The sequence below is a fragment of the Micromonospora tarensis genome, from assembly GCF_016803395.1.
Classification (GTDB): domain Bacteria; phylum Actinomycetota; class Actinomycetes; order Mycobacteriales; family Micromonosporaceae; genus Micromonospora; species Micromonospora tarensis.
Window position 1 is genome coordinate 1 of record NZ_JAEVHL010000062.1, and the last position, 22,864, is coordinate 22,864.

Consider the following 22,864-nt stretch of genomic DNA (forward strand, 5'->3'; position numbering starts at 1 on the left):
GCCGCCACTCGCTGGCCAGCCCCGCGGCCGGTCCGGGCGCGGCCATGGCGAGGCGCAGCTCGGCCAGCCCGAACGGCCCGGCGGGGCGCGGCCTCACAGCTCGCGCAGCCGCGGCAGCAGCTGCTCCTGCGCCCAGTCCAGGAACATCGGCTGGGTCTCCCCGCCGACCTGGATGATCGCCACGTGGGTGAAGCCGGCGTCGACGTACTTGCGGAACGCCTCGACGTGCGCGTCCACGTCCGGGCCGCAGGTGATGCCCTCGGCGACGTCCTCCTCCCGGACGAACTGGGTGGCGGCGGCGAAGGACTCCGGGCCGGGCAGGTCGGCGTTCACCTTCCAACCCATCCCGAACCAGCGGAACTGGTCGTGCACGAGCTTGCGGCACTCGGCCTCGTCGGGGCCGTAGCAGATCGCCACCTGCCCGTAGCGGGGCTGGCCGGCGCCCCCGGCGTCGTCGTACATCTCGATGATGTGCCGGTCGGGTTCGGTGGCGATGATGCCGTTGCCGTACTCGGCGGCCAACGTGGCGGACTGTCGACCGGACGCGGCGACGGCCATCGACACCGGCCGTTCCGGGCGGTCCCAGACGTAGGCGTCGGGCACGTCGTAGTGGTTGCCGGAGAAGGTGAGCGTCTCACCGTTGAGCAGCGGCCGGATGATCTGCAACGCCTCCTCGAACATCTCGTGCCGCTGCTGCACGTGCGGCCAGCCGCCGACCACGTGCTCGTTCAGGTTCTCTCCGGCACCCAGGCCGAGGGTGAACCGGCCGTCCGAGAGCACCCCGATCGTGCTGGCCTTCTGCGCGACCACGGCCGGGTGGTAGCGGCGGATCGGGCAGGTCACGAAGGACATCAGCTGCGCGCGGGAGGTGGCGTGGGCGACCGCGCCGAGCACCGACCAGGCGTACGGGGAGTGACCCTGCGAGTCCAGCCAGGGGTAGTAGTGGTCGGACATCACCAGTTGGTCGAAGCCCGCGGCCTCGGCCCGTACCGCGTGGTCCACCAGCTGCTTGGGACCGGCCTGTTCGCACATCAGGGTGTAGCCGACGTTGACCATCCTGGTATCCCCTCTCACCGACGGATCGTTCCCGGGATACCCCGCTGGGCAGCGGTCAACCCTCCCGTCCGGTTCACCACCGACCGTGCTTGACGGATCGGGGCGTGCTGCCTACCGTCGCTCTTAACCGGTTAAGAGCCGGCCGTGGCGCACATCCTGTGGTGGGGATGATCGCCCCGCGACGGCCCGCGCCCGCGTGGGCCGTTGCGGCTGTCCGGCCCAGCGGCCCACCAACTGAACCGGTTGCGAGGACTGATCCATCGCCCTACGCTGATGCCTGCGCCGTGAGCCGGGCGCGGCTGCCGGGCTGCAGCCGCCTTCCCCTGTCACGTCCCACCCCTGTCGGGCACCGGGGGTCCTCCCTGAGGAAGGCCATGAAGACTCGACTCTCCGCTGCCGGCGCGACCCTGCTCGCGTTTCTCGTCGCCGTGCTGGCGTTCGGTCAGCCGGCGCACGCCGCGGCTGGTTTCTCCGTCGCGAACGGCAAGCTGTACGACGCCAACGGCGCCGAATTCGTCATGCGCGGCGTCAACCACGCGCACACCTGGTATCCGCAGCAGACCAGTTCCTTCGCCGACGTCAAGGCCCTCGGCGCGAACACCGTGCGGGTGGTGCTCTCCAGCGGCGACCGGTGGACCCGCAACACCAACGCCGACGTCGCCAATGTCATCTCACTGTGCAAGGCCAACCGGCTGATCTGTGTGCTGGAGGTGCACGACACCACCGGGTACGGCGAGCAGAGCGGCGCGATCACTCTCGCCCGCGCCGTCGACTACTGGCTCAGCCTGGCCGACGTCCTCACCGGCCAGGAGAGGTACGTCATCGTCAACATCGGCAACGAGCCGTACGGCAACCAGAACTACGCCTCGTGGGCCACCGACAACGCCAACGCGATCAAGCGCCTGCGCGCGGCCGGGCTGACCCACACGATCATGGTGGACGCGCCGAACTGGGGGCAGGACTGGTCGTTCACCATGCGCGACAACGCGGCGTCGGTCTTCGCCGCCGACCCGGCCCGCAACACGGTCTTCTCCATCCACATGTACGGCGTGTTCGACACCGCCGCGGAGATCAGCGACTACCTGGGTCGGTTCCGGGCCGCCGGGCTGCCCATCGTGGTCGGTGAGTTCGGCTTCAACCACTCCGACGGGGACCCGGACGAGGACACCATCCTGGCGTACAGCCAGGCCAACGGGATCGGCTGGCTGGGCTGGTCGTGGAGCGGCAACGGCGGTGGCGTCGAATACCTCGATCTGGCCACCAACTTCAACCCGGCCAACCTGACCAGCTGGGGCCAGCGGCTCTTCAACGGTGCCAACGGCATCCGGCAGACCGCCCGCGAGGCCACCGTCTTCGGTGGCACGCCCCCGCCGACCACGCCCCCACCGACCACGCCTCCACCGACCACGCCTCCACCCACAACGCCGCCGCCGGCCGGGTGTGCCGGGGCGGTGCTCTGTGACGGCTTCGAGAACCAGACCGGCTCGACCCCGTCCGGCGACTGGACAGTGGTGAATCCGGACTGTTCCGGCGCTGGCACCGCCAGCATCGACACGACCACCACGCACAGCGGGAGTCGGGCGGTCCGGATCAACGGCGCGGCCGGCTACTGCAACCACGTCTTCGTCAAGTCGTCGAAGAACCTCGGCAGTGTGGGCAGTGTCCGCTACGCACGGATCTGGGTGCGGCACACCACCGCCCAGCCCACCGATCACACCACGATGGTGACGATGACCGACGCCGCCGACGGCAACAAGGACCTGCGGTTGGGCGGCCAGAACGGCGCGTTGCAGTGGAACCGCGCCTCCGACGACGCCACCCTGCCCGAGCAGAGCCCGGCCGGGGTGGCGCAGAGCATCCCGCTACCCACCAATCGGTGGGCCTGCGTGGAGTTCATGGTGGACGGCGCGACCGGCCAGCTCCGTACCTGGCTGGACGGCACCGCCGTCACCGGGCTGACCGCGGACGGCGTGCCGACGCACGACATCGACGGCCAGTGGTACAACCGCACCTGGCGGCCGCAGCTCACCGACCTGAAGCTGGGTTGGGAGAGCTACGGCGGCGGCGCCGACACCCTCTGGTACGACGACGTCGCGCTCGGGTCCAGCCGGATCGGCTGCTGACCCTTCGAGGTCTGCCGGTGCCCGGTAGGTGATCGAGGGTGTGCCGCCTTGGTCACCTACCGGGCGGGTCCGGGCGCTCAGCCGAACTGGTCGGCCAGCTTCGACAGCTTGCTGACGTACGCCGGCCAGTCGTAGCCGTCGGGGATGTTGGAGTTCTCCCGCCCTAGGCCGACGGCCGTGTCGTGCTGCTCGCGCATGATGTCGGCGTGGCCGGCGTGCCGGGCGAGATCGCAGGTCACGTGGACGATGATCCGGTGCAGGGTCACGTCCTGTGCGCCTGGCCGCCACCACGGCACCTGCCCCGGCGCGTCGAGCGGTAGCTGGTCGATCGTCTGGTCCGCGAACACCGCGACGCGGCGGTACAGGTCGATCAGCCCGTCCTTCGTCTCGTCCGCACGCGCGTACCAGTCCGCCTGCGGGTCGTCGTCGAACGCCTGCATCGGGACCAGTTCGGCGGGCGTCGGGAAGGTGCGCCCGAAGGTGGGCCCGAAGTAGCCGGCTTCGACGTTGAGGCAGTGCTTGATGACGCCCAGCAGGTTGTTGCCGGTCGAGGTGCGGGGTTGCCGCGCCTCCCGTTCGCTCAGCCCGTCGAGCTTCCAGATCAGGTCCTCGCGCGTCCCGCGCAGGTATTCGTGCAGCGCGGCCTTCGGGTCGCTCAGGTCAGCCATGCCCGCTAGTCTTCCGTACTTGGCGGAACGCCACCGACCGCGCCCATGGCACTTCGGGGTCGGCCCGGGGCGCCCTCGGGTCCACCCGTGCTGGCTTCGGCGGGTGGCAGCCCGCCGGTGGGCCGGCGCCGCACGCGCCGCCCCGCCGACGGGCCGCTGTCTCAGCTACCGGCGCAGGTGGCCGTGGTCGCGCTGCCGTTTCCGGTGCCCTGGAACCCGAAGCTGGTCGCCTGACCCGAGGCCAGTCGTCCGTTGTAACTCTGGTTCGCGACGGTGACGGTGCCGCTGGTGCCGGTGCCGACGCCGTTCCACACCGAGGTGACCGACGCGCCGCTCGGCAGGGTGAGGGTGACCCGCCAGCCGGTGAGCGGGGCGCTGCCCGCCGTCACGTTGACGGTGGCCACGAAGCCGCCGTTCCACTGGTTCTGCACCGAATAGCCAGCGGTGCAGGCCGGGGTGTCACCCGGCGGTGGGGTGGTGGGTGGCGGCGTGGTGGGCGGCGTGCCGTCGCCGAGCGTCAGGTTCTTCTGCTGGACGGTCCACTGACCGCGGCACAGACCGCAGTCCGCGCCGACGAAGTTCGCGCCGGCGGTGGTGTCACCCTTGAGGCGCCACTTGAGGTAGAGCACCGCGACCCGGCCGAACTCGCCGCCGTTGGTCTGGTCGTAGGTGCCGCCGTGTCCGACGTTCAGGTTGCCCATGAAGGCGGGCAACCCGGACGGCAGCTTGCCCCAGTCGTCCATCGCGTTCGGGTACGCGATGTCGCTGGGTCCACCGACGAAGTAGGCGATCGGCTTGGTCAGCCTCCGGAGCTGGTAGTCGTCCGCGTCGTTCAACAAGCCACTGCTGAAGATGCCGGTCGTGGTGACGCGTGGGTCGTTCGAGACGGCGTAGGCCTCCAGGCCTCCGCAGGAGAAGCCGGCGACGGCGACCTTGCTTGTGTCCAGCTTGTGGTAATATTTGCTGCCCTGTCGGGAGTTCTCCGCGACCGCCCAGTCGATGGACTGGGTGAGCATCTGGGAGTTGGTCGAGCCCGACCCGTTCGGTGCCCCGTTCGCGATGGCCAGGAAGCCGTGCGAGGCGATCTCGCGAAGGAAGTTGCCCTGGGAGAGGCCGTTGGCCGAGCAGCCGCCGTTGCCCCAGACGAGGATCGGCAGCCGCTCGGACGGCAGCGTCTGCGGACGGAAGATGGTGTGGTTGGCGAGGCTCGTCGAGGTCTCGTAGTCGGCCGGATAGGGACCGGAGCCGCCGACCGCGGCGTCCGCCGGTGTCACGCCGATCGCCATGATCATCGAGGTGACCGGGGCCATCACGGCCACCAGCCCCAAAACGATCTTCGATGTCCTTCTCATTCGCCCTCCAGCTGGTGTCACGACGGCGCTCCCGGCGGTGGCGGTGGTGGTGGTCCGGCCACGCCCCGACCCGGGTGATCAGCGCTGGCCGTGCGTCAGATGGATGTGGGCGGCATCCATCGCCCGGCCGCGGTCGCCCAGGACGATCCGACGGGAGCTGTGTGCAGTTACTATCACCGGCGTAACGAAAAGTGTCAATGTATGTCGGGGTTGACGGACTGCGACAGTGCTGAGGCCGCGGGGTGCGTCCCGCCGGTCGGCTCCGGTCGTGCCGGGTCGGTGGAAGCCCGGAAGTGGGTGATCCACGAGGCGGCCTCCGGCCAGTGCGGCGTGGCAACCTCGACCAGCCGCGCCTGCGCGAGCGAGCCGAGCGCGGAATGGATGTCCAGGAAGGTCTCCCTGGCCTGCTGGCGGGGCCAGGGCTCCGGTAGCAGGTGGGCCGGCAGGTCCGGGTCGAGGTCCGCGAACTTCCGCCAGGAATCCATCGCGGAGGTCCGGGCCACCAGCGCCCTGGTGGGGCTCACAGTGCCCTCGCGAGCGGCCACCCGCAGCTCCGCGTACCGGCCGATAAAGTCCGAGTACGCCGTGGCCAGGGCGGTCAGGTCGTACGCGGACGCCGGGCCGTGCGGGCCGGCCTCCTCGTCGAACCGGACGTGCAGGACGGACCACCGGGCGCCGCCGACCTGGTGCAGCAGCTCACCCAGCGCCTGCCTCGCCGGGTCGGCGTCGGAGCCCGGCCGGATCCACACGCTGTCGTACAGACCCACGAAGCGCAACGCGCTCAACGACCGGCGTACGGCGTGTCGGGCGGCCTGACCGGGGCTCGGGATGGAGAACGACACGAGTACCCAGTCGCCGGTCCAGCGCGGTGGACGGGCACCGAAGGTGAGGAAGTGCCGCATCCGGGAGCGGTGCCTGGCGATCGCGGTGGCCGTGAGGTGATAGACCGGCGGCCGTCCCCGCCCGCGGGCCGCGATGAGGCCCCGCTTGACCAGCCGGGACAGCGCGGCGCGGGCGCTGGCCTCGCTGACGTCGAACTCGCGCAGGATCGCGATGATCGCCGCCGACGGCAGATCGGCGTCCGCGGAGTCGAGATACTCGCCGAGTACGGTCGCCAGCAGATGTTGCGGGCTCGCCCCGACCTGGGCCCGGGGGGCTCGGACGTCGTCGGCGGGGTCCCGTGCTTGCACCTCTTCCACCTCTTCAGACTGCCGCATCGAGTGTGCGGCCCGGCGTCGGTCAGGTGCCGCCGGCGGGGGGCGACGCCGACCACGCGACCGGCCGAGGGTGGGCGCACTATCGTTCGGGCGTGCAGATCCGATTCGGCGTTCCCGCCGATCCCGCCTATCCCGGCCGCGTGGCCGCCGCCCTCGCCAGGGTTCGGCTGCGCAGGTACGGCTATGTCGGCGCGGTGCTGGCGGTGCTCGGCGTGGTCGGCCTCGCGGTCTCGCGCGGGTCCGGGTGGGGGGAGCGGGCCGCCCCGCTGTGGACGGCGTTGATCGTCGGTGGTCTGCTGTCGATGCTCTACCTGCCGTGGGTGCGGATGCGCGCCCGGCGCCGCTCCGGTCGCTACGCCGTCGAGGGCGGCTACGACATCACCGATGACAACATCATGATGCGCAGCGGCTCGGAGTCCGGTGGCATCGCCTGGGACGGGGTCACGCGGGTGCGGGACACCCCCGACTTCTGGATCGTGTACGTCGGCCCTATGCCGGCGACCGTCATCCCGCGCTGGCTGATGTCGGCCGAGGACGCCGAGACGCTGCGCGCCTTCCTGGCCGAACGAGGGCTGCTCCGGTGAGCCTGCGCCTATTCTCGACGGAATACGTTATGTCCGAATAGTCGCCGTCGCTCCGACGGCTTCCCGGAGGCCGTCATGAGCACCAGGGATCGACCCGAGGGCATCAGCCCCGACGCGGTGGAGTCAGCGCCCGGATTGTGGCGGGTCGATCTGCAACGACACGACCTCAGCATCCCCGGCCGCGAGGTCATCCAGACCCGGGTCGAGTTCACGCCGGATTCGCCGCCGTTCAAGCACTTCCATCCCGGCGAAGAGATCATCTGCGTTCTCCAGGGGACACTCGAATATCACCTCGACGGCCAGGCGCCGGTGGTGTGCCGGACCGGCGACGCCCTCACCGTGCCCTACGGCGTGCACCACCAGGCCCGCAACGTCGGCGACGGTATCGCCGTCGAGCTGGCCACCTACGTGGTCGAGAAGGGCAAGCCACTGCTCACCAAGGTGGAGTGACCTGATCGTCCTCCCGGACGCACCGCGACAGCGCGCAAGGTTCCCCGTTTGCCGAATTCGCCCGTCGGGCACCAGACGGCCATGGTCTTCATCGCCGGTGGCGCGATGCTGCTCAAGCGCTCCGGCCCGGCGCCGGCGCGGTGAGGGGCGGCGTCGACGGCACACGTATCGTCGCGGGGTGAGCGACGAGCAGACCACCGAGAACGTCCTCGATCGCCTGCTCCTGGCGTTGGCGGCGCAACTTCACACGTCGCCGGGCCCGGCCCTGGCGGCCGGAGCGGTCGAGGCGTTCGCCGATCTGAGCAGAGCCGAGACTGATCTGATCTTCGGCCAGGCGGGTCTGCTGGTGCACTACGGCGCGGACACCGCACCGCTGGAGGCTCTCCTGCACGCGATCTCGACCGTCCAACGCGCGGAGGCTCCGGACGACGCCGCGCTCCGGCCGGGTGATGCCGTCCGGTTGGTGGGCGAGTTGCCGGAGAGCCTCGCCGAGTATGACGAGAACTGGCTCCGCGAGACCGGTCTCGTCGTCCGCTACGTCGGCCGGGACGCGACCGTCGACGTGCAGTCCGACCTGGCCGAGGACTACTGGATCGCCACGGTGCCGGTCGCCGCCGTACGGCAGTTGCCCGGGTAGGCGCGACGGGCGTCGGCGGCACGTCCTGGTGATGCGGGACGTCGAGGGCGACGGGGTCCACCTCGACCGGGCGGTGGGGGTCAGGCGCTCCGCGCCCGACCCCCCCGTCCGGGCTCGTCAGCCCAGGTACTTCTCCCACGGACCGGTGATGGCCAGGGTGAGACCGGGGTCCTGCATGTTGACGAAGAGCACCTTGCCGTCCGCGGTGAAGGTCGCCCGCAGAACTCCGAGTCGTTGAGCTGGTTGCGGGCGATCGGGTACGTCGGGCCGCCCGGGATGGTGCTGAGCACGTGCGAGGCGCCGGAGCCGTCCTCGGCGAGCACGAGGCTTCCCCACGGGGTGACGGTCACGTTGTCCGGGCCGTCGAAGGTGAGGTCGGTGTACTTGACCGGCGTCCCCTCCTCGGACTGGGTCTGGTGCGGGAAGTACGTCACCAGCTGGATGGTCTGGTCCTTGAAGTTGTAGAACCACACCATGCCGTCGTGCGGAGCCGCGTCCGCCGGCAGGTCACCCTCGTCCCACGCGTACGAGTTGACCACGTACACGCCCTCGTCGGTGGCCCACACGCCCTCGAACTTGCGTCCACGGGTGACCTGGCCATCGGCGAACTGCTCGCGCACGGACGTGGTGCGCGCGTCGCGGTCGGGCACCTCGACCCACCGGACGCGGAAGGGGCGACCCAACTGGGCGGAGGTCAGGTAGGCGACGTCCGGCAGCACCGAGCCGTCGTCCATGATGATCTGCATGGCGGCGAGGACGCCGGCGTTCGGTGCCAGGCGGGTGAGCACGCCGGGGCCGACCTTGACGCCCTGCGGCGCGGTCCAGCGGTAGAAGAGACCGTTCGGCCCGTCGGCGTCCTCGGAGAGGTAGATCCTGGTGCGGTCCTTGTCGACGGCCAGCGCCTCGTGGGAGTACCGGCCCAGGCACTTGATCGGTCGCGGGTCCGCGCTGCCGTCGGCCCACACCTCGAAGACGTAGCCGTGGTCCTTCTGGTAGACGCCGGACCGGCCGCCCTCCGTCCACGTGTCGCCGGCCCGGTCCTCGGTCTCCTCGCAGGTCAGCCAGGTCCCCCACGGGGTCGGCCCGCCGGCACAGTTGGAGATGGTGCCGGAGAGCGCCACGAACTCGCCCAGGTTCCGGCCCGACCGGTCGGTCGTGATCACGGTGCAACCGCCGGCGTCGACGCGCCCGGGTCGTAGACAGTCCCCTTGACGTGCGGCACGCCGAACTCGGCGCCCGGGTCGATCTCGTGGTTCTGGATCAGGGTGTAGCGGCCGTGGCCGGCGTCGTAGACGGCCATGCCGTCGTGGTCCGACGGGGTCGTGCCCTGGCCACGGTCGAGCCGGGTCACGCCGGTCCGGGTGACGATCGTGTAGCTGAAGCCCTCGGGCAGGGCCAGGATCCCCTTGGGGTCGTCCACGAGCGGCGGGAAGGGCACGTTGCCGGGCTTCGCCGGCGGGTGCGGCCGGGCCGGGCTGGCCTGCGCCAGAGACGGCAGACCGCCGGCGACGGCGAGGCCCACACCGGCGGCGGCGCCGCCCGCGAGGAAGGTACGACGAGAGGAAGGCACGTGGATCAACTCCTGGTCACGGCAAGTACGACGACTGTCAGCCAAACCCCGGGGGCGAACAGCGACACGTCCCCCATGGGATCGGCTGGTGACATCGGAGTTAAGAATCAGGGTCACGTGCGGGTCGACGGCACCGGTGCCGTGGCGCGCCACCAGCGCCGTGACGCCAGCGCGGCGAGCCCGGCCCCGGCGGCGTTGAGCAGGACGTCGTCCACCGAGGAGACCCGGTCCAGCCGGAGGACGTACTGCGCGGCCTCGACCACTACCGAGCAGGCCGCCGCGAGCGCCAGGATTCGCGGTACGGACCTCAGCGCCGCGAACCGCAGCGGGGCGAGGAAGCCCAGCGCCGCGAAGACCAGCAGGTTGCCGACGACCTGGACGGTCGCCGTCAACGGCCCACCGTCGGCGAAGATGGTGACCAGGTCGCGTAACGGCACCAGGCTCACCCGGCCGGGGACGACGCCGGCCTGGTCACCCGGCAACATGATCATCCAGACCCACGGCACCGTTCCGTAGCCGATGCCGACCTCGGCCAGCGATCTCCGCCAGGCCGACGCGGTGCCGGCGTCCCGTCGACGGCGGGCCAGGATCCACGCCGCCAGCACGGCAACCGGAAAGGCGGCCACGGTGAGGAGCACGACCCCGTTGAACGTGCCGAACCAGCCGTGCCACCCCTCGACCATGCCCGCCCCCGCTCTCGCCCAGGCGGGCAACCTATCCCGGACCCGTCGAGGCGGCACCGCCGGGAGCGGCAGGGTCATCGACACGCGTCGAACTTCCGCTGGGTGAAAGTGCCGGTGCCGTAGGTGAGCGCCGCACGGGACCATCCGGCCCACCGGCGTTCGTCGAGGAGGAGGTTCGGTCGCATGGTTTTCGCACGTGACCAGTGGTACGTGGCGGCGTACGGCAGCGAGGTCGGGCGGAGTCTGCTCGCCCGTACGGTGCTCGACGAGCCGCTTGTCCTGTATCGCACCGACGCCGGGGAGGCGGTGGCGCTCGCCGACCGGTGCGTGCACCGGCGCTACCCGCTGTCGGAGAGCCGGCTCGACGGCGACACGATCGTCTGCGGCTACCACGGCTTCACCTACGACCCGACCGGTGCGTGCGTCTTCGTACCCGGTCAGCAGCGCATCCCGCGCACCGCGCGGGTCGCCGCGTACCCGGTGGTGGAGCAGGACTCCTTCGTCTGGGTCTGGATCGGCGACCGGGCCCGGGCCGATCCGACAGCGATCCCGCGCGCGCCGTGGCTGGTCGACCCCCGGTACGCGGTCGTGCGCGGCATGGAGCCGCTGAACGCACGGTACGGCCTGCTGGTGGACAACCTGATGGACCTGTCCCACGAGACCTACCTGCACGGCGGTTACATCGGTACGCCAGAGGTGGCGAACACCCCGATCACCACCGAGGTGGACGAGGACCGGGGCGTCGTCCACGTCAGTCGGCACATGGAGGACGCCGAGTGCCCACCGTTCTACGCGCGCTCGACCGGCATCCAGGGACGGATCACCCGCTGGCAGGACATCGAGTACCACCCGCCCTGCCTGTATCTGCTGCACAGCCGGATCGCGCCGCAGGGTGTCCACCCGCCGGCCGAGGGCCCGGACGACGAGGCCTTCCACGCCGAAATCGTCTACGCCATCACCCCGTCGACCGCGCACACCAGCTACGACTTCTGGGCGGTGGCGCGCGACTTCGCGATCGACGACGAGTCGGTGAGCGAGTACCTGCACCAGAGCAACCACACGGTGGTGATGCAGGACGTGACGGCGCTCAACACGCTGGAGCGGGTGATCGCCGCCGAGCCGGACGCGTACCAGGAGCTGAGCATCAACATCGACACCGGCGGCCTGGCCGCCCGCCGGCTGCTGGCCCGGATGGTCGGGTCGGGGACGGCGGCGGCGCGGTGAGGTCCCGGGCCGGGGACCGGGTCTACCGGATCCACTGGTTGCCGGGCACCGACATGCTGCGTGGCACCTGCCACTGCGGCGCCGAGCGCAGCGGAGAGGATCCGGTCGAGTTGTGGGAGTGGTTGCTCGCCCACCCGCGGGGCCACCGGGCCGGGATGACGACGACGCCGGGCCCGCCGGCCCGGCTGGCGGTGCGGGCATGACCGGCGCGCTCACCGGCTCGGAGCTGGTGGTGGCGAGCCGGGACCAGGTGGCGGCGGAGGTCGTCGCGATCGGCCTGCGCCGCCCGGACGGCGGTGACCTGCCCGAGTGGACCCCCGGCGCGCACGTCGACCTGGAGTTGGGTGGCGGGCTGCTCCGCCAGTACTCGCTCTGCGGCGACCCGGGCGACCGGTCCACACTGCTGATCGCGGTGCAGCGTGAGCCGGCCGGACGCGGCGGTTCCCGGCTGGCGCACGAACGGCTCACCGTCGGCGCCACCGTCCGGGTGCGCGGGCCGCGCAACACCTTCCCGCTGGTCGCGGCCCGGCGCTATCTCTTCGTCGCCGGTGGCATCGGCATCACCCCGATCCGACCGATGGTGGACGCCGCCGACGCCGCCGGCGCCGACTGGCGGCTGGTGTACGGCGGACGCGCCCGCGCCACCATGGCCTTCGCCGCGGTCCTGCGGAGGCGGTACGGCGACCGGGTGAGCCTGTGCCCACAGGACGAGACCGGGCTGCTCGACCTGGCCGGGCTGCTGGGCGAGCCCGGCGGCCGGCTCGTCTACTGCTGCGGCCCGGAGGCACTGATCAGGGCGGTGGAGGAGCACTGTCAGGGCTGGCCGCCCGGGTCTCTGCACGTCGAGCGCTTCACCCCCGCGGGGGACACCGGCGAAGCGGAGACGACGATCGAGGTCGAGCTGGCGCTCTCCGGGCGGACGGTGCTGGTGCCGCCGGGCACGCCGATCCTGCGGGCCGTGGAGGAGGCCGGCGTGCCGGTCCTCTCGTCCTGCCGGGAGGGCACCTGTGGCACCTGCGAGACCCCGGTGCTCGGCGGTGTTCCGGAGCATCGCGACAGCCTGCTCACCGAGCAGGAACGGGCCGCCGGGGACGTCATGCTGATCTGTGTCTCCCGGGCCCGTACGCCCCGGCTCGTGCTGGAGCTGTGACCGGACGGTCCACGCGGGGATGATGACGGGGTGCGCGCGCAACCCGGGCGGTCGGTGACCAGCAAGGTGCTGGCGCTGCTCGCCGTGTTCACCCCGGCGAGCCCCGCGCTGACCCTGAGCGAGCTGGCTCGGCGCGCCGGGCTGCCGTTGTCCACAGTGCACCGGCGGGTCGCGGAGCTGGTCGAGTGGGGGGCGCTGGAGCGCGGCGACGACGGGCGGTACCGGATCGGCCTGCGGCTGTGGGAGGTGGGCTCGCTCGCGCCGAGAGGCCTGGCGTTGCGGGAACTGGCGCTGCCGGTCATGGAGGACCTGTACGAGGTGACCCACGAGAACGTCCAGCTCGCCGTCCGGCAGGACCTGGAACTCGTCTTCATCGAACGGATCGCCGGGCGGTACGCGGTACCCGTGCTGACCCGGGTGGGCGGTCGCTTCGCGCTGCACGCGACAGGCGTCGGGCTGGTCCTGCTCGCGCACGCGCCCGCCGAGGTGCAAGAGCAGGTGTTGGCCGCGCCGCTGGAGCGGTACACCGACCTGACCATCACCGATCCGAGGCGGTTGCGCGGTTGCCTCGCCGAGGTGCGCAGGGTCGGGTACGCGGTCAGTGATCGCCAGGTCACCATGGACGCCCTGTCGGTGGCCGCGCCGATCCGCGCACCGGAGGGTGTGCTGGCGGCGATCTCGCTGGTGGTGGCGCACGACCGGGCGGACCCGGTGGCCCTGGCCCCGCTGGTGCAGGCCGCGGGCCGGGTGCTCTCCCGGGCGCTGGGCGCATCGCGTCGGCCACCACCGGCGCGGGTGCCGTTACCGCCGGACCAGCGGAGGCAGTAACTTGTCCGGGTGGCCGTCGTCCATCCTGTGCCTCCGTTGACCGGTCGCCCTCGCGGCCTCGCGACGGGCAGCGGGTCCCGCTGGTGGTGACCGAGGACGCGGCGGCGGAGCGATCGTCGGCGGTCGGGCGGGCCCGCGCCCAGCGGCTGCTGGTGACGCTGCTCGGGGACTACTGGCACGCCGGGCACGCCCCGCTGCCGTCCGGGGGGCTGGTCGCGGTGCTGGCCGAGTTCGACATCGCACCCGCCAACGCCCGGGCGACGCTCAGCCGGCTGACCCAGCGCGGCGTGCTCGAACGCACCAAGGAGGGGCGGCGGACCAGCTACCGGTTGACCGAGTCGGCGTCGCACATCCTGCGACGCGGTGCCCGGCGCATCTTCGCCAGCACCGACGAGAACGCCTGGGACGGCTGCTGGACGCTCATCGCGTTCACGTTGCCGCTCGACGACGCTAACCAGCGTCGGTTGCTCCGGGCCCGGCTGCGCTGGTTGACGTTCTGGCCGTTGTACGACGCCACCTGGGTGACCCCGCACGACCGGTTCGACGAGGTTCGTGAGCAGTTGAGCGAACTCGGCATCAACGACGCGGTGGTGCTGCGCACCACGGACCTGGCCCTGCTGCCGGCCGGTCGGGCCCGGCTCGAGACCGCCTGGCGGATCGACGAGCTGGCCGACGGCTACCGGGCCTTCCTGAAGCGGTACGACGATCTGGCCCGCCAGGCCGTCGCCGGCGAGGTGCCGCCGGCGCAGGCCCTCGTCCAGCGCACCGAGCTGGTCAACGACTGGCGTGCCCTGGTGGGCGAGGACCCGGATCTGCCGCCCGACTTCCTGCGCGCCTCCTTTCCCCGCTCCGAGGCGCGGGCGATGTTCCTGCGCACCTCCGAGGCGCTGGCCCGGCCGGCGCAGCGCCGCTTCGAGGAGATCGTCCGGACCGCCGACCGGTCCTGAGGCCGGTCGCCGTCACGCCACTCCGCGCCGGTCGCCGGGCGGTGCCGGCGCGCGCCCATCCGACCCCCGCCGCCGGTCGACCGCGCGTCCACGGTGGACGCATTGCAAAGACGTTGACCTATGATCAGATTCTGCATTATGTTTCCGGTTCGAGCGGCATCGACGGAAGGCAGTGCGCATGTCACTTGTCGGCAAGGTCGCCATCGTCACCGGATCCGGGCGCGGTCTCGGTCTCTCCTACGCCCAGGAACTCGCTCGGCGGGGTGCGTCAGTCGTCGTCAACGACGTCGACGCCGAGGCCGCTGCCGACGCCGTGGCGGCGGTCCAGACGTCCGGCGGCCGGGCTGTCGCGGTGGTCGCACCGGTCGGCCCGACGCAGACCGCCAAGGAACTCGTCAGCACCGCTGTCGCGCACTTCGGGCGGCTGGACATCCTGGTCACCAACGCCGGCGTCCTGCGCGACACAGTGCTGTGGAAGATGAGCGACGACGACTTCGACACCGTCGTCAACGTGCACCTGCGCGGCACGTTCACCACCGCCCGCGAGGCGGTTCAGCAGATGCGGCAGGCCGGCGAGGGCGGGCGGATCATCTGCATCGGGTCACCCACCGGGCAGCGGGGCAACTTCGGCCAGACCAACTACGCGGCAGCCAAGGCCGGCATCGTCGGCATGGTCCGCACCTGGGCGCTCGAACTCACCCGCGCCGGCATCACCGCCAACGCCGTGGTACCGGTCGCCGCCACCGCGATGACCGCCACCGTCCCCTACTTCGCCGCGGCGGTGCGGGCCGAGGCACACGGCGAGCCGATGCCCCCGTTCTTCCGGCACGAGCTCGGGTTCGGCACGGCGGACGACGCGGCCGGGCTGGTCGCGTTCCTCGGCTCGGACGCCGCGGCCGCAGTCACCGGGCAGGTGATCGGGGTGGGCGGGGACCGCCTCCAGATCTGGACCCACCCGGAGGCCGCGCTCACCGCGCACCGCGAGGGCGGCTGGACCTACGACGCGTTGCTCCAGGCCTGGCCGACGACGTTCAGCGAGGCCACCCAGAGCGTCGGTGAACGCTTCCCGGATCTCCCCGAGGAGTTCGGACCCGCGACCTCCTGAGCCCGCCCGACGACAAGGTTGCCCGCCATGTACCAGCCCGCGATCGACCTGGACGCAGTCACGGCGATCGACATGCACGTACACATCGAGGTCGACGACCACGGCCACGCCTCCCTGCCCGAACCGCTGGTGGCGGCGGTGTCCCGGTACTTCCGGACCGACGGGCCGCGACCCGCTGTCGACGCGGTGGCGCGCTACTACCGCGAGCGCGCGATGGCCGCCGTCGTCTTCACCGTCGACGCCGGCACCCAACTGCGCCACCCGCCGCTGTCCAGCGCCGACATCGCCCGCGCCGCCGCCGAACACGCCGACGTGCTGATCCCCTTCGGGTCGGTCGACCCGCGCACCGGGGAGGCGGCCCTCGAACTCGCCGCCCGACTGATCGAGGAGGAGGGGGTACGCGGCTTCAAGTTCCACCCCACCGTGCAGGGCTTCGACCCCAGCCACGACGAGTACGCGCCGTTGTGGGGCCTGCTGGAGCGGGCTGGCGTCCCGGCGCTGTTCCACACCGGGCAGACCGGCATCGGCGCGGGTACGCCGGGCGGCTACGGCCTGCGGCTCGGGCTGTCCAACCCGATGCTGCTCGACCCGATCGCGGCCGACTTCCCGGATCTTCAGATCATCATGGCCCACCCGTCGGTGCCCTGGCAGGACGAGGCGCTGTCGGTCGCCACCCACAAGCACAACACCTGGATCGACCTGTCCGGCTGGAGCCCGAAGTACTTCCCGGCCGAGCTGGTGCGCCACGCCAACTCGCTGCTGCGACGACGGGTGCTCTTCGGCACCGACTACCCACTGCTCACCCCCGATCGGTGGCTGCGTGACGTGGCCGCCACCGACCTCAGTCCGGACGTGCTCCCCGGCATCCTGAAGGACAACGCGGTCCGGCTGCTGCGCCTTACCCGGTGACGACGAGAGGAAGCGCCATGACGCGGACCATCACCTACGACCAACTCGCCGAACTCGCCGGCACCGACCTCGGCCACAGCGGCTACCGGACGGTCACCCAGGACCAGGTGAACCTGTTCGCCGACGCGACGGATGACCACCAGTGGATCCACGTCGACCCCGAACGGGCCAAGACCGGCCCGTTCGGCGCGCCGATCGCACACGGCTTTCTCACCCTCGCGCTGGCCATCCCGTTCTGGACCGAGCTGCTCGAGGTCAAGGGCGTGTCGACGAAGGTGAACTACGGCCTCGACAGGGTGCGTTTCCCCGCACCGGTCACGGTCGGGTCGCGGGTACGCATGCGGGCCACCGTCGCCGACGTCGCCGAGATCCGGGGCGGCTACCAGCTCACCGTCGACCAGACGATCGAGATCGAGGGCGGCGCCAAGCCCGCGGTCGTGGCACGCGGGCTGTACCGCTTCTACGCCTGAGCCCCGGGCGTCCGCCGCGCCGGACGAGCACGCCACCTCTCACCACCGGGAGACTGCTGATGCACCAGCACGGAATCGGCGCCTGGGTGGCCAAGCGCCGGCTCAGGTCGCCGGACAAGGTCGCCCTCGTCCACGGCGACCAGGCGACCATGACGTACCGACAGTTCGCCGACGCCGCGGACCGGGTCTCGGTGGTGCTGCGCGAGTGGGGTGTCGGCAAGGGCGACGCGGTCGCCTACCTCGGCGGGAACAGTCCGGACTTCCTCGCGGTGATGTTCGGTTGCGCGCAGGTCGGTGCCGTCTTCGTGCCGGTCAACACCCGGCTCGCCGCACCCGAGATCGGCTACGTCGTCGCCGACTGCGGCGCGCGGGTGCTGATCCACGACCCGGACTTCGCCGGGCCGGTGGCCGCCGCCGGGCCGGCCGCCGGAGCCCCGAACGTCATCGTCACCGGCGAGGGCACCAGCGAGTGGCCTGGGCTCGCCCGCCTGGCGCGGGCCGCCGTCGGGTTCACCGACCCGGTTGACAGCACCCACCAGGACGCGGCAGTGATCGTCTACACCTCGGGCACGACCGGCCGGGCCAAGGGCGCGGTGCTGACCCACGGGAACCTCACCTGGGTCGCGCTCAACTGTGTGGTCGACTACGACGTCGTCTCGACCGACGTCGCGCTGATGATCTCGCCGCTGTTCCACGTCGCCTCGCTCGGCATGGGTGCCCTGCCCGTCCTGCTCAAGGGGGCCACCCTGGTCCTGGAGAAGGGCTTCGAGCCGGGCCGCGCGCTCGCCCAGATCGAGCGGCACGGAGTCACCATGCTCAGCGGCGTGCCGACCACCTACCAGCTGATGGCCGACCATCCGGACTGGGCCTCGACCGACCTGTCGACGCTGGCGAAACTCACCTGCGGAGGATCGGCGGTGCCGACCCGCGTCCTCGACGCGTTCGAGGCGCGGGGCCTGTCGTTCTCGCAGGGTTACGGGATGACCGAGGCCGCACCGGGCGCGACCGCGCTGCCGGCGGCGATGACCCGAGCCAAGCAGGGCAGCGTCGGCCTGCCGCACTTCTTCACCGACGTACGGATCACCGACCCGACCGGTGCGGCGGCGCCCACCGGCGGTGTCGGCGAGATCGAGGTGGCCGGGCCCAACGTCTTCCCCGGCTACCACGGGCTGCCGGAGGCGACCGCCGAGGCGTTCACGGCCGACGGCTGGTTCCGCTCCGGTGACCTGGGCTACCTGGACGCCGACGGCTACCTCTACATCTCCGGCCGGCTCAAGGACATGATCATATCCGGCGGCGAGAACATCTATCCGCCCGAACTCGAACACCTGCTCACCGCCATCGACGGGGTGACCTCGGCGGCGGTCATCGGGGTGCCGGACGAGCGTTGGGGAGAGGTGCCGTGGGCGATCGTGACCGTACGGGAGGGGACGTCCGTCGACACCGACAGCGTGCGGGCGTACCTCGACGGGAAGGTCGCGCGCTACAAGCTGCCGAAGAACGTGGTCATCGTGGCCGACCTGCCGAGGACCGCGTCGGGGAAGGTGCGGAAGGCCGACCTGCGGGCCCGGTTCGGCGGCTAGCGACGGGTCGGGTCGCGACGAGCGCGGCGAACTCCGCGCTGGACGCCTCGGCCAGCTTCTCGTGCGCCCGGCGATAGGTCTCCGCCGAACGGGTGGCCGGCCACTCCGCGTCCATGAACTCGGGCGGCAGCCTCGGGTCGGCGCGCAGCAGCGCGAGCCAGTCCGCCACGAGCATCGTCCGCACGGTCAGCGGGCTCGGTGCCATCGTCGTCGCGGCCGCGTCGTGCCACGCGTCGATGAACGCCAGGTGCTCGCGACGGATCGCCTCGATGTCCCACGCGGCGCGCACACTCTCGCCGATCGGGAACCCGGCGAGTTCGCGGGCGTGGAAGGCGACCACGGCGTGCGGCGCGAGGTCCTGCCGCAGCGGCTCCAACGACCCGGCCAGGTCGACCTCGCCGGGTGCCAGCCAGAGCCCGTCCCGCAGCGGCGCGAAACCCTCCCAGGTGAGGGTCGAGCGCAGCCGGTGCCGCAGCATCCGCTGGCCCTCGGGGATCGAGAAGGTGACAAGCGTCCACCCGCTGCCCTGCGGGTCGAACGGCCGTGGCCCGCGCACCCGGTAGGTCGCCTCGCGGAGCACCGCGGCCCCGTGCTCGGTCAGTGAGAAGAGGGTTTCCCGGCCGCTCCTGGTGCGGTCGAGGATGCCGCTCTGCACGAGCCGGTCGAGGGTCGCGCGGGTCGTCGGCGCGGCGACGTCCGCACCCTCCAACACGCTGATCAGGGCGCTCGCCCGGATCGGCCCGGTGGCGCCATCGACAACATGCTCGCCGAAGAAGGCGAGCAACAGTTGCTTCGGCTGGCGTCTACCCACAGCCCTTCCTCTCGGCGGAACCGCTGCCCGGTCGCCGGTCACGGCGCGGCCGGCGGGGACCCGACCTGCCCACGCTTGGCCCGCTGAATCTGGTCGTAGACGTGCGTCCGCAGCTCCGTGAAGCGGGGCAGGGCGCGGGTCGTGATCTGGTCGCGCGCCGGCGGCAGGTCGATCGCGAGGTCCTCCTGGACCCAGGTCGGCGACTGGGACAATACTAGAACGCGCTGCCCCAGATACACCGACTCGTCGATGTCGTGGGTGACGAAGAGGACCGAGATCCCGCGGCTGACGTGCAGTTCGCGGACCAGGTCCTCCAGGTCGGCCCGGGTCTGCGCGTCCACCGCGGCGAACGGTTCGTCCATGATCAGGACTTCGGGCTGGTAGGCGATGGCCCGCGCGATCGCCACCCGCTGCTGCATCCCCCCGGAGAGCTGCCACGGGTGGCTACCCGCGACGGGTGCCAGACCCACCGCCGCGAGGGCGTCGGCGACCAGCGTGTGCCGCTCGGCGCGGGTGAGCTTCTGGTGCCGTAGCGGAAGCTCGACGTTTCCGCGCACCGTCAGCCACGGAAAGAGGCTGCGACCGTACTCCTGGAACACCACGGCCATGGCGGGACTCGGCCCGGTCACCGGCGAACCGTCCATCTCGACCACACCACCGGTGGGCCGCAGCAGGCCGGCGAGGCACTTCAACAGGGTGGTCTTGCCGCAGCCGGACGGCCCGACGATGCAGACGAGCTGACCGGCGTCCATGCTGAAGCTGATGTCCCTGATCGCCTCGACGTCCCCCGTCGAGGACCCGTAGACCTTCCGCAGGTGCTCCACCCGCAGCAGGGTGCTCCGATCAGGCACGGTTGACCTCCCTGATTCCGTGGTACCACCGCAGGACGCGCCGTTCGACGAGACCGAAGGCGACGGCGAGGAGAACGCCGACGAGCCCGAGCAGCAGGATGCCGCTCCACATCTCGGCGATGAGGTAGTTGCGCTGGAAGTAGGCGATCCGGTAGCCGAGCCCGGAGGACGAGGCGAACATCTCGGAGATGACCATCAGGATGAGCGCGACCGAGAGCGCCTGCCGGACCCCGGCCATGATGCGCGGGCTGGCGGCGGGGAGCACCAGGAAGCGCAGCCGCTCCCACCAGGTGACCCGGAACGACGTCGCGGTCTCCGTCATGACGCTGTCCGTCGCCCGGACACCCTCGATCGTGTTCAGCAGGATCGGCCAGACCGCGCCCGAGACGACCACGACCACCTTCATCGTGTCGGTGATGCCGAGCAGGAGCATGGCCACCGGGATCAGCACCGGTGGCGGGATCGCCCGGAGAAACTCCAGCAGCGGCTCCAGGAGTTCGCGTAGCCAGTGGGCCAGGCCGATGACCGTGCCGGCGGCGACGCCGAGCACTATCGACGCGGCGACACCGAGGCCGAGGCGGTAGAGGCTCGGCAGCACGTCCTCGACGAACGCCGGGCCGACCCAGGTGTCCACGAAGGCCTGCGAGATGGCCAGCGGGTCGGGGAAGAACTGACTCGTCGCCCTCGTCGCCACCAGGCCCCAGGCCACCAGGAGCAGCATCGGCAGCCCGAGCGCGTGCCGCAGGCTGGCCGCGATGCGGAATCCGAGTCGCCGCCTGCGTGGCGGGAAGGCGACCCGGCCGGGGTACCCGGTCACCACACCTCCTCCCCGCGTACCGACTGGTGCCAGGAGAGCACCCGACGCTCGATGAACCGGAAGACGAGGTTGACGACGAGCCCGAGCAGGCCGGTGACCACGACGAGGGCGTAGAGCCCGGTGGCGTCCCCGGCGGATCGGGACAGCTCGATCATGCGGCCGAGGCCGGGGTTGCCGATCACCATCTCCGCGGTGATGGCGAGGATGAGCGCGACCGCCGCCGCGAGCCGCAGGCCCGTCATCAGGTACGGCAGCGCTGTCGGCAGGACGAGGTGCGACAACTGCCGGCGGCGGGGGAGACCGAAGCTGCGAGCGGTGTCCCGAGCGACCACGTCGACGTCGGCGACCCCGTAGATCACCTGCACGAACACCTGCCAGAACGACGCGTAGACGATGATGACGAGGGCGGCCCGCTGCTGGATGCCGAACATCAGGACGGCGAGCGGGATGAGGGCGACCGACGGGATCGGTCGGAGGAACTCCACAGTCGTGTGTGTCGCCCGGCGCAGGAGCGGAACCAGCCCGACGATGGTGCCGAGGACGACGGCGGCGGTCGTCGCCACTGTCAGACCGATCGCCCAGGACGTCATGGTGCTGCCCAGCCGCCGCCAGAACGCGAGGTCGACGAGCTGCTCGGCCAGTCGCGCCAGCACGTCCGTCACGTACGGCAGGTACTGCGGATTGACCAGTCCCAGCGTCGGGATCAACTGCCAGACGGTGAGGAACCCGGCCAGGCCGGCGACGCCCAGTGACGCCTTGCGTAGCGCGCGCCGGCGTCGGGCGGGAGGGACGCGCATGCCGGCTACTGCTGTTGGATCAGGCGGTCGAGGTTGGGTTGCTGGTCGAGCACCTTGTACTTCTGCGCGAGTTCGCTGAGCGACAGCAGGCTGGCGCGGTCGACCTGCCAGCCGAACGCCGGGAGTCGCACCGACTCCGCCACCGGCGGGGGCAGTTGGAGGTTGTCCTTGATCGCCTGCCGGACGGCCGCCTCGTTGGCCGGGTCGTTGGCCCACTCCAGCGTCTTCTTCATCGCCGCCGAGAAGTCCCCGACCAGCGCCGCGTCCTTCTCGGTGCGCTCCTTGCTGGTGATCGTGGTGAGGGTGGTCAGGCCGGGTACGACTGCCTGGTAGGGCGCGACGACGAAGGTGTCGCCACGGCTCTTCAGCTGGGTGACGAAGGGCTCCGGCACCCAGGCCGCGTCGATGTTGCCCGCTTCGAGTTGGGCCGGGGCGTCCGGGAAGGCGACCTCGACGAACTTGATGGTGGCCGGGTTGCCGCCGTCCTTCTCGACGGCCGCCATGATCGTCACATCGCCGGCGGCGCCCAGGCTGTTGACCGAGACCCGCTTGCCGGCGAGGTCGGCAGGCCGTTTGATGCCGGATTTCGCCGAGGCGACCACGGCGTTGATGTCGTCGCCGTCGGCGTACGAGGAGGCGTAGTTGCCGATGATGACGACGCCGAGGTTGCGCAGGTCGCCCGGAACGGGCCGAAGGGCTGGCCGATGGCGAAGTCGATGTCGCCGTTCAGCAGGGCGGGAATGGCCTGCGCGCCACCCTGGGCGGGCAGCACCTCGACCTGGAGCCCGCGTTCGGCGAAGATGCCGGCCTTGATGCCGCCCCACAGCGCTGCGGTCTCGGTGATGGGCAGCGCCGCGACCCGGACCTTGCGCAACCCGTCCGAGGCCTGGTCGGACGGGCTGGACGCGTCGGAGTCGGTACATCCGGACAGGGCGATCGCGGTAGCGGCGATCAACCCGAGAGCCATGACCTTCTTCATTGACGAGGCCCTTCCTTCGCGGAGGTGGTGGGTGCGTCGAAAGCCGGCGGATG

At 71.2% G+C, this 22,864-nt stretch carries 26 protein-coding genes; 13 read left to right on the forward strand and 13 right to left on the reverse strand.

The features are described 5' to 3' along the window. Nucleotides 1-93: 93 nt before the first annotated feature. Nucleotides 94-1,056: a TIGR03557 family F420-dependent LLM class oxidoreductase gene (locus JM949_RS14790; RefSeq protein WP_203149059.1), complete on the reverse strand. Its 963-nt coding sequence runs from the start codon at nt 1,054-1,056 to the stop codon at nt 94-96. Between the two features lie 374 nt (nt 1,057-1,430). Between JM949_RS14790 and JM949_RS39715 the strand changes: the two genes are divergently transcribed. After that, nucleotides 1,431-3,179, forward strand: coding sequence for a glycoside hydrolase family 5 protein (locus JM949_RS39715; protein WP_203149060.1), 1,749 nt, complete (start codon nt 1,431-1,433; stop codon nt 3,177-3,179). Nucleotides 3,180-3,256: 77 nt separating this feature from the next. On the opposite strand, the gene JM949_RS14800 is transcribed toward JM949_RS39715, so the two are convergent. The 3 genes from JM949_RS14800 to JM949_RS14810 form a co-directional block, all read right to left on the reverse strand. After that, the gene (locus JM949_RS14800) at nt 3,257-3,847 is read right to left on the reverse strand and encodes a DinB family protein (protein ID WP_203149061.1); all 591 of its coding nucleotides are present in this window, start codon (nt 3,845-3,847) and stop codon (nt 3,257-3,259) included. 161 nt (nt 3,848-4,008) lie between these two features. Then, the gene (locus JM949_RS14805; RefSeq protein WP_203149062.1) at nt 4,009-5,199 is read right to left on the reverse strand and encodes a cellulose binding domain-containing protein; all 1,191 of its coding nucleotides are present in this window, start codon (nt 5,197-5,199) and stop codon (nt 4,009-4,011) included. A 194-nt stretch (nt 5,200-5,393) separates the two neighbouring features. Beyond that, a complete protein-coding gene (locus JM949_RS14810; protein ID WP_309232159.1) occupies nt 5,394-6,389 on the reverse strand; it encodes a PaaX family transcriptional regulator in 996 nt (331 codons plus the stop codon). Nucleotides 6,390-6,508: 119 nt separating this feature from the next. Between JM949_RS14810 and JM949_RS14815 the strand changes: the two genes are divergently transcribed. From JM949_RS14815 to JM949_RS14825, 3 genes are all read left to right on the forward strand, one after another. Beyond that, nucleotides 6,509-7,000, forward strand: coding sequence for a YcxB family protein (locus JM949_RS14815; protein WP_203149064.1), 492 nt, complete (start codon nt 6,509-6,511; stop codon nt 6,998-7,000). 75 nt (nt 7,001-7,075) lie between these two features. Beyond that, complete coding sequence (locus JM949_RS14820; RefSeq protein ID WP_203149065.1) at nt 7,076-7,450, forward strand: cupin domain-containing protein; 375 nt, start codon at nt 7,076-7,078, stop codon at nt 7,448-7,450. 178 nt (nt 7,451-7,628) lie between these two features. Further along, nucleotides 7,629-8,087 carry a hypothetical protein gene (locus tag JM949_RS14825; RefSeq protein WP_203149066.1) on the forward strand — a complete coding sequence of 153 codons (459 nt, stop codon included), beginning with the start codon at nt 7,629-7,631 and terminating at the stop codon, nt 8,085-8,087. A gap of 80 nt (nt 8,088-8,167) precedes the next feature. On the opposite strand, the gene JM949_RS14830 is transcribed toward JM949_RS14825, so the two are convergent. The 3 genes from JM949_RS14830 to JM949_RS14835 all read right to left on the reverse strand — a co-directional run bounded on the left by JM949_RS14830 (nt 8,168) and on the right by JM949_RS14835 (nt 10,418). Continuing rightward, nucleotides 8,168-9,250, reverse strand: coding sequence for an alkaline phosphatase PhoX (locus tag JM949_RS14830; protein WP_309232160.1), 1,083 nt, complete (start codon nt 9,248-9,250; stop codon nt 8,168-8,170). Beyond that, the gene (locus tag JM949_RS37040; protein ID WP_309232161.1) at nt 9,247-9,657 is read right to left on the reverse strand and encodes an alkaline phosphatase PhoX; all 411 of its coding nucleotides are present in this window, start codon (nt 9,655-9,657) and stop codon (nt 9,247-9,249) included. Before JM949_RS37040 ends, JM949_RS14830 begins: the two co-directional genes overlap by 4 nt. Nucleotides 9,658-9,770: 113 nt before the next feature. Continuing rightward, complete coding sequence (locus tag JM949_RS14835; RefSeq protein ID WP_238433190.1) at nt 9,771-10,418, reverse strand: VanZ family protein; 648 nt, start codon at nt 10,416-10,418, stop codon at nt 9,771-9,773. A gap of 105 nt (nt 10,419-10,523) precedes the next feature. Between JM949_RS14835 and JM949_RS14840 the strand changes: the two genes are divergently transcribed. The 9 genes from JM949_RS14840 to JM949_RS14880 all read left to right on the forward strand — a co-directional run bounded on the left by JM949_RS14840 (nt 10,524) and on the right by JM949_RS14880 (nt 18,556). After that, on the forward strand, nt 10,524-11,564 hold the full coding sequence (locus JM949_RS14840; RefSeq protein ID WP_203149067.1) for an aromatic ring-hydroxylating dioxygenase subunit alpha: 1,041 nt from the start codon (nt 10,524-10,526) through the stop codon (nt 11,562-11,564). Beyond that, nucleotides 11,561-11,767 carry a hypothetical protein gene (locus JM949_RS14845; protein ID WP_203149068.1) on the forward strand — a complete coding sequence of 69 codons (207 nt, stop codon included), beginning with the start codon at nt 11,561-11,563 and terminating at the stop codon, nt 11,765-11,767. Before JM949_RS14840 ends, JM949_RS14845 begins: the two co-directional genes overlap by 4 nt. Next, nucleotides 11,764-12,714: a PDR/VanB family oxidoreductase gene (locus JM949_RS14850; RefSeq protein WP_203149069.1), complete on the forward strand. Its 951-nt coding sequence runs from the start codon at nt 11,764-11,766 to the stop codon at nt 12,712-12,714. The genes JM949_RS14845 and JM949_RS14850 overlap by 4 nt, the downstream gene beginning before the upstream one ends. Before the next feature lie 30 nt (nt 12,715-12,744). Continuing rightward, complete coding sequence (locus JM949_RS14855) at nt 12,745-13,542, forward strand: IclR family transcriptional regulator (protein ID WP_203149070.1); 798 nt, start codon at nt 12,745-12,747, stop codon at nt 13,540-13,542. Between the two features lie 83 nt (nt 13,543-13,625). Beyond that, the gene (locus JM949_RS14860; RefSeq protein WP_203149071.1) at nt 13,626-14,489 is read left to right on the forward strand and encodes a PaaX family transcriptional regulator; all 864 of its coding nucleotides are present in this window, start codon (nt 13,626-13,628) and stop codon (nt 14,487-14,489) included. Nucleotides 14,490-14,667: 178 nt separating this feature from the next. Continuing rightward, the gene (locus JM949_RS14865; RefSeq protein WP_203149072.1) at nt 14,668-15,594 is read left to right on the forward strand and encodes an SDR family NAD(P)-dependent oxidoreductase; all 927 of its coding nucleotides are present in this window, start codon (nt 14,668-14,670) and stop codon (nt 15,592-15,594) included. A 27-nt stretch (nt 15,595-15,621) separates the two neighbouring features. Then, nucleotides 15,622-16,503 carry an amidohydrolase family protein gene (locus JM949_RS14870; protein ID WP_203149073.1) on the forward strand — a complete coding sequence of 294 codons (882 nt, stop codon included), beginning with the start codon at nt 15,622-15,624 and terminating at the stop codon, nt 16,501-16,503. A 17-nt stretch (nt 16,504-16,520) separates the two neighbouring features. Beyond that, nucleotides 16,521-16,973 carry a MaoC family dehydratase gene (locus tag JM949_RS14875; RefSeq protein ID WP_203149074.1) on the forward strand — a complete coding sequence of 151 codons (453 nt, stop codon included), beginning with the start codon at nt 16,521-16,523 and terminating at the stop codon, nt 16,971-16,973. 59 nt (nt 16,974-17,032) lie between these two features. Beyond that, nucleotides 17,033-18,556 (forward strand): acyl-CoA synthetase, encoded by a 1,524-nt coding sequence (locus JM949_RS14880; protein WP_238433191.1) that lies wholly within the window; start codon nt 17,033-17,035, stop codon nt 18,554-18,556. On the opposite strand, the gene JM949_RS14885 is transcribed toward JM949_RS14880, so the two are convergent. From JM949_RS14885 to JM949_RS39130, 6 genes are read right to left on the reverse strand one after another with little or no spacing between them, the layout of a single operon-like run. Then, nucleotides 18,480-19,367, reverse strand: a complete 888-nt coding sequence (locus tag JM949_RS14885) for a PaaX family transcriptional regulator (RefSeq protein ID WP_203149075.1) — start codon at nt 19,365-19,367, stop codon at nt 18,480-18,482. The two genes, JM949_RS14880 and JM949_RS14885, sit on opposite strands and share 77 nt — an antisense overlap. Before the next feature lie 38 nt (nt 19,368-19,405). Further along, entirely contained in the window at nt 19,406-20,218 is an 813-nt protein-coding gene (locus JM949_RS14890) for an ABC transporter ATP-binding protein (protein ID WP_203149076.1), read from the reverse strand. Further along, nucleotides 20,211-21,035, reverse strand: a complete 825-nt coding sequence (locus JM949_RS14895; protein WP_309232162.1) for an ABC transporter permease — start codon at nt 21,033-21,035, stop codon at nt 20,211-20,213. Before JM949_RS14895 ends, JM949_RS14890 begins: the two co-directional genes overlap by 8 nt. Further along, a complete protein-coding gene (locus JM949_RS14900; protein ID WP_203149077.1) occupies nt 21,032-21,832 on the reverse strand; it encodes an ABC transporter permease in 801 nt (266 codons plus the stop codon). The genes JM949_RS14895 and JM949_RS14900 overlap by 4 nt, the downstream gene beginning before the upstream one ends. A 5-nt stretch (nt 21,833-21,837) precedes the next feature. Continuing rightward, entirely contained in the window at nt 21,838-22,434 is a 597-nt protein-coding gene (locus JM949_RS37045; protein ID WP_203149078.1) for an ABC transporter substrate-binding protein, read from the reverse strand. After that, a complete protein-coding gene (locus tag JM949_RS39130) occupies nt 22,341-22,811 on the reverse strand; it encodes an ABC transporter substrate-binding protein (RefSeq protein WP_203149079.1) in 471 nt (156 codons plus the stop codon). Before JM949_RS39130 ends, JM949_RS37045 begins: the two co-directional genes overlap by 94 nt. Nucleotides 22,812-22,864 lie beyond the last annotated feature (53 nt).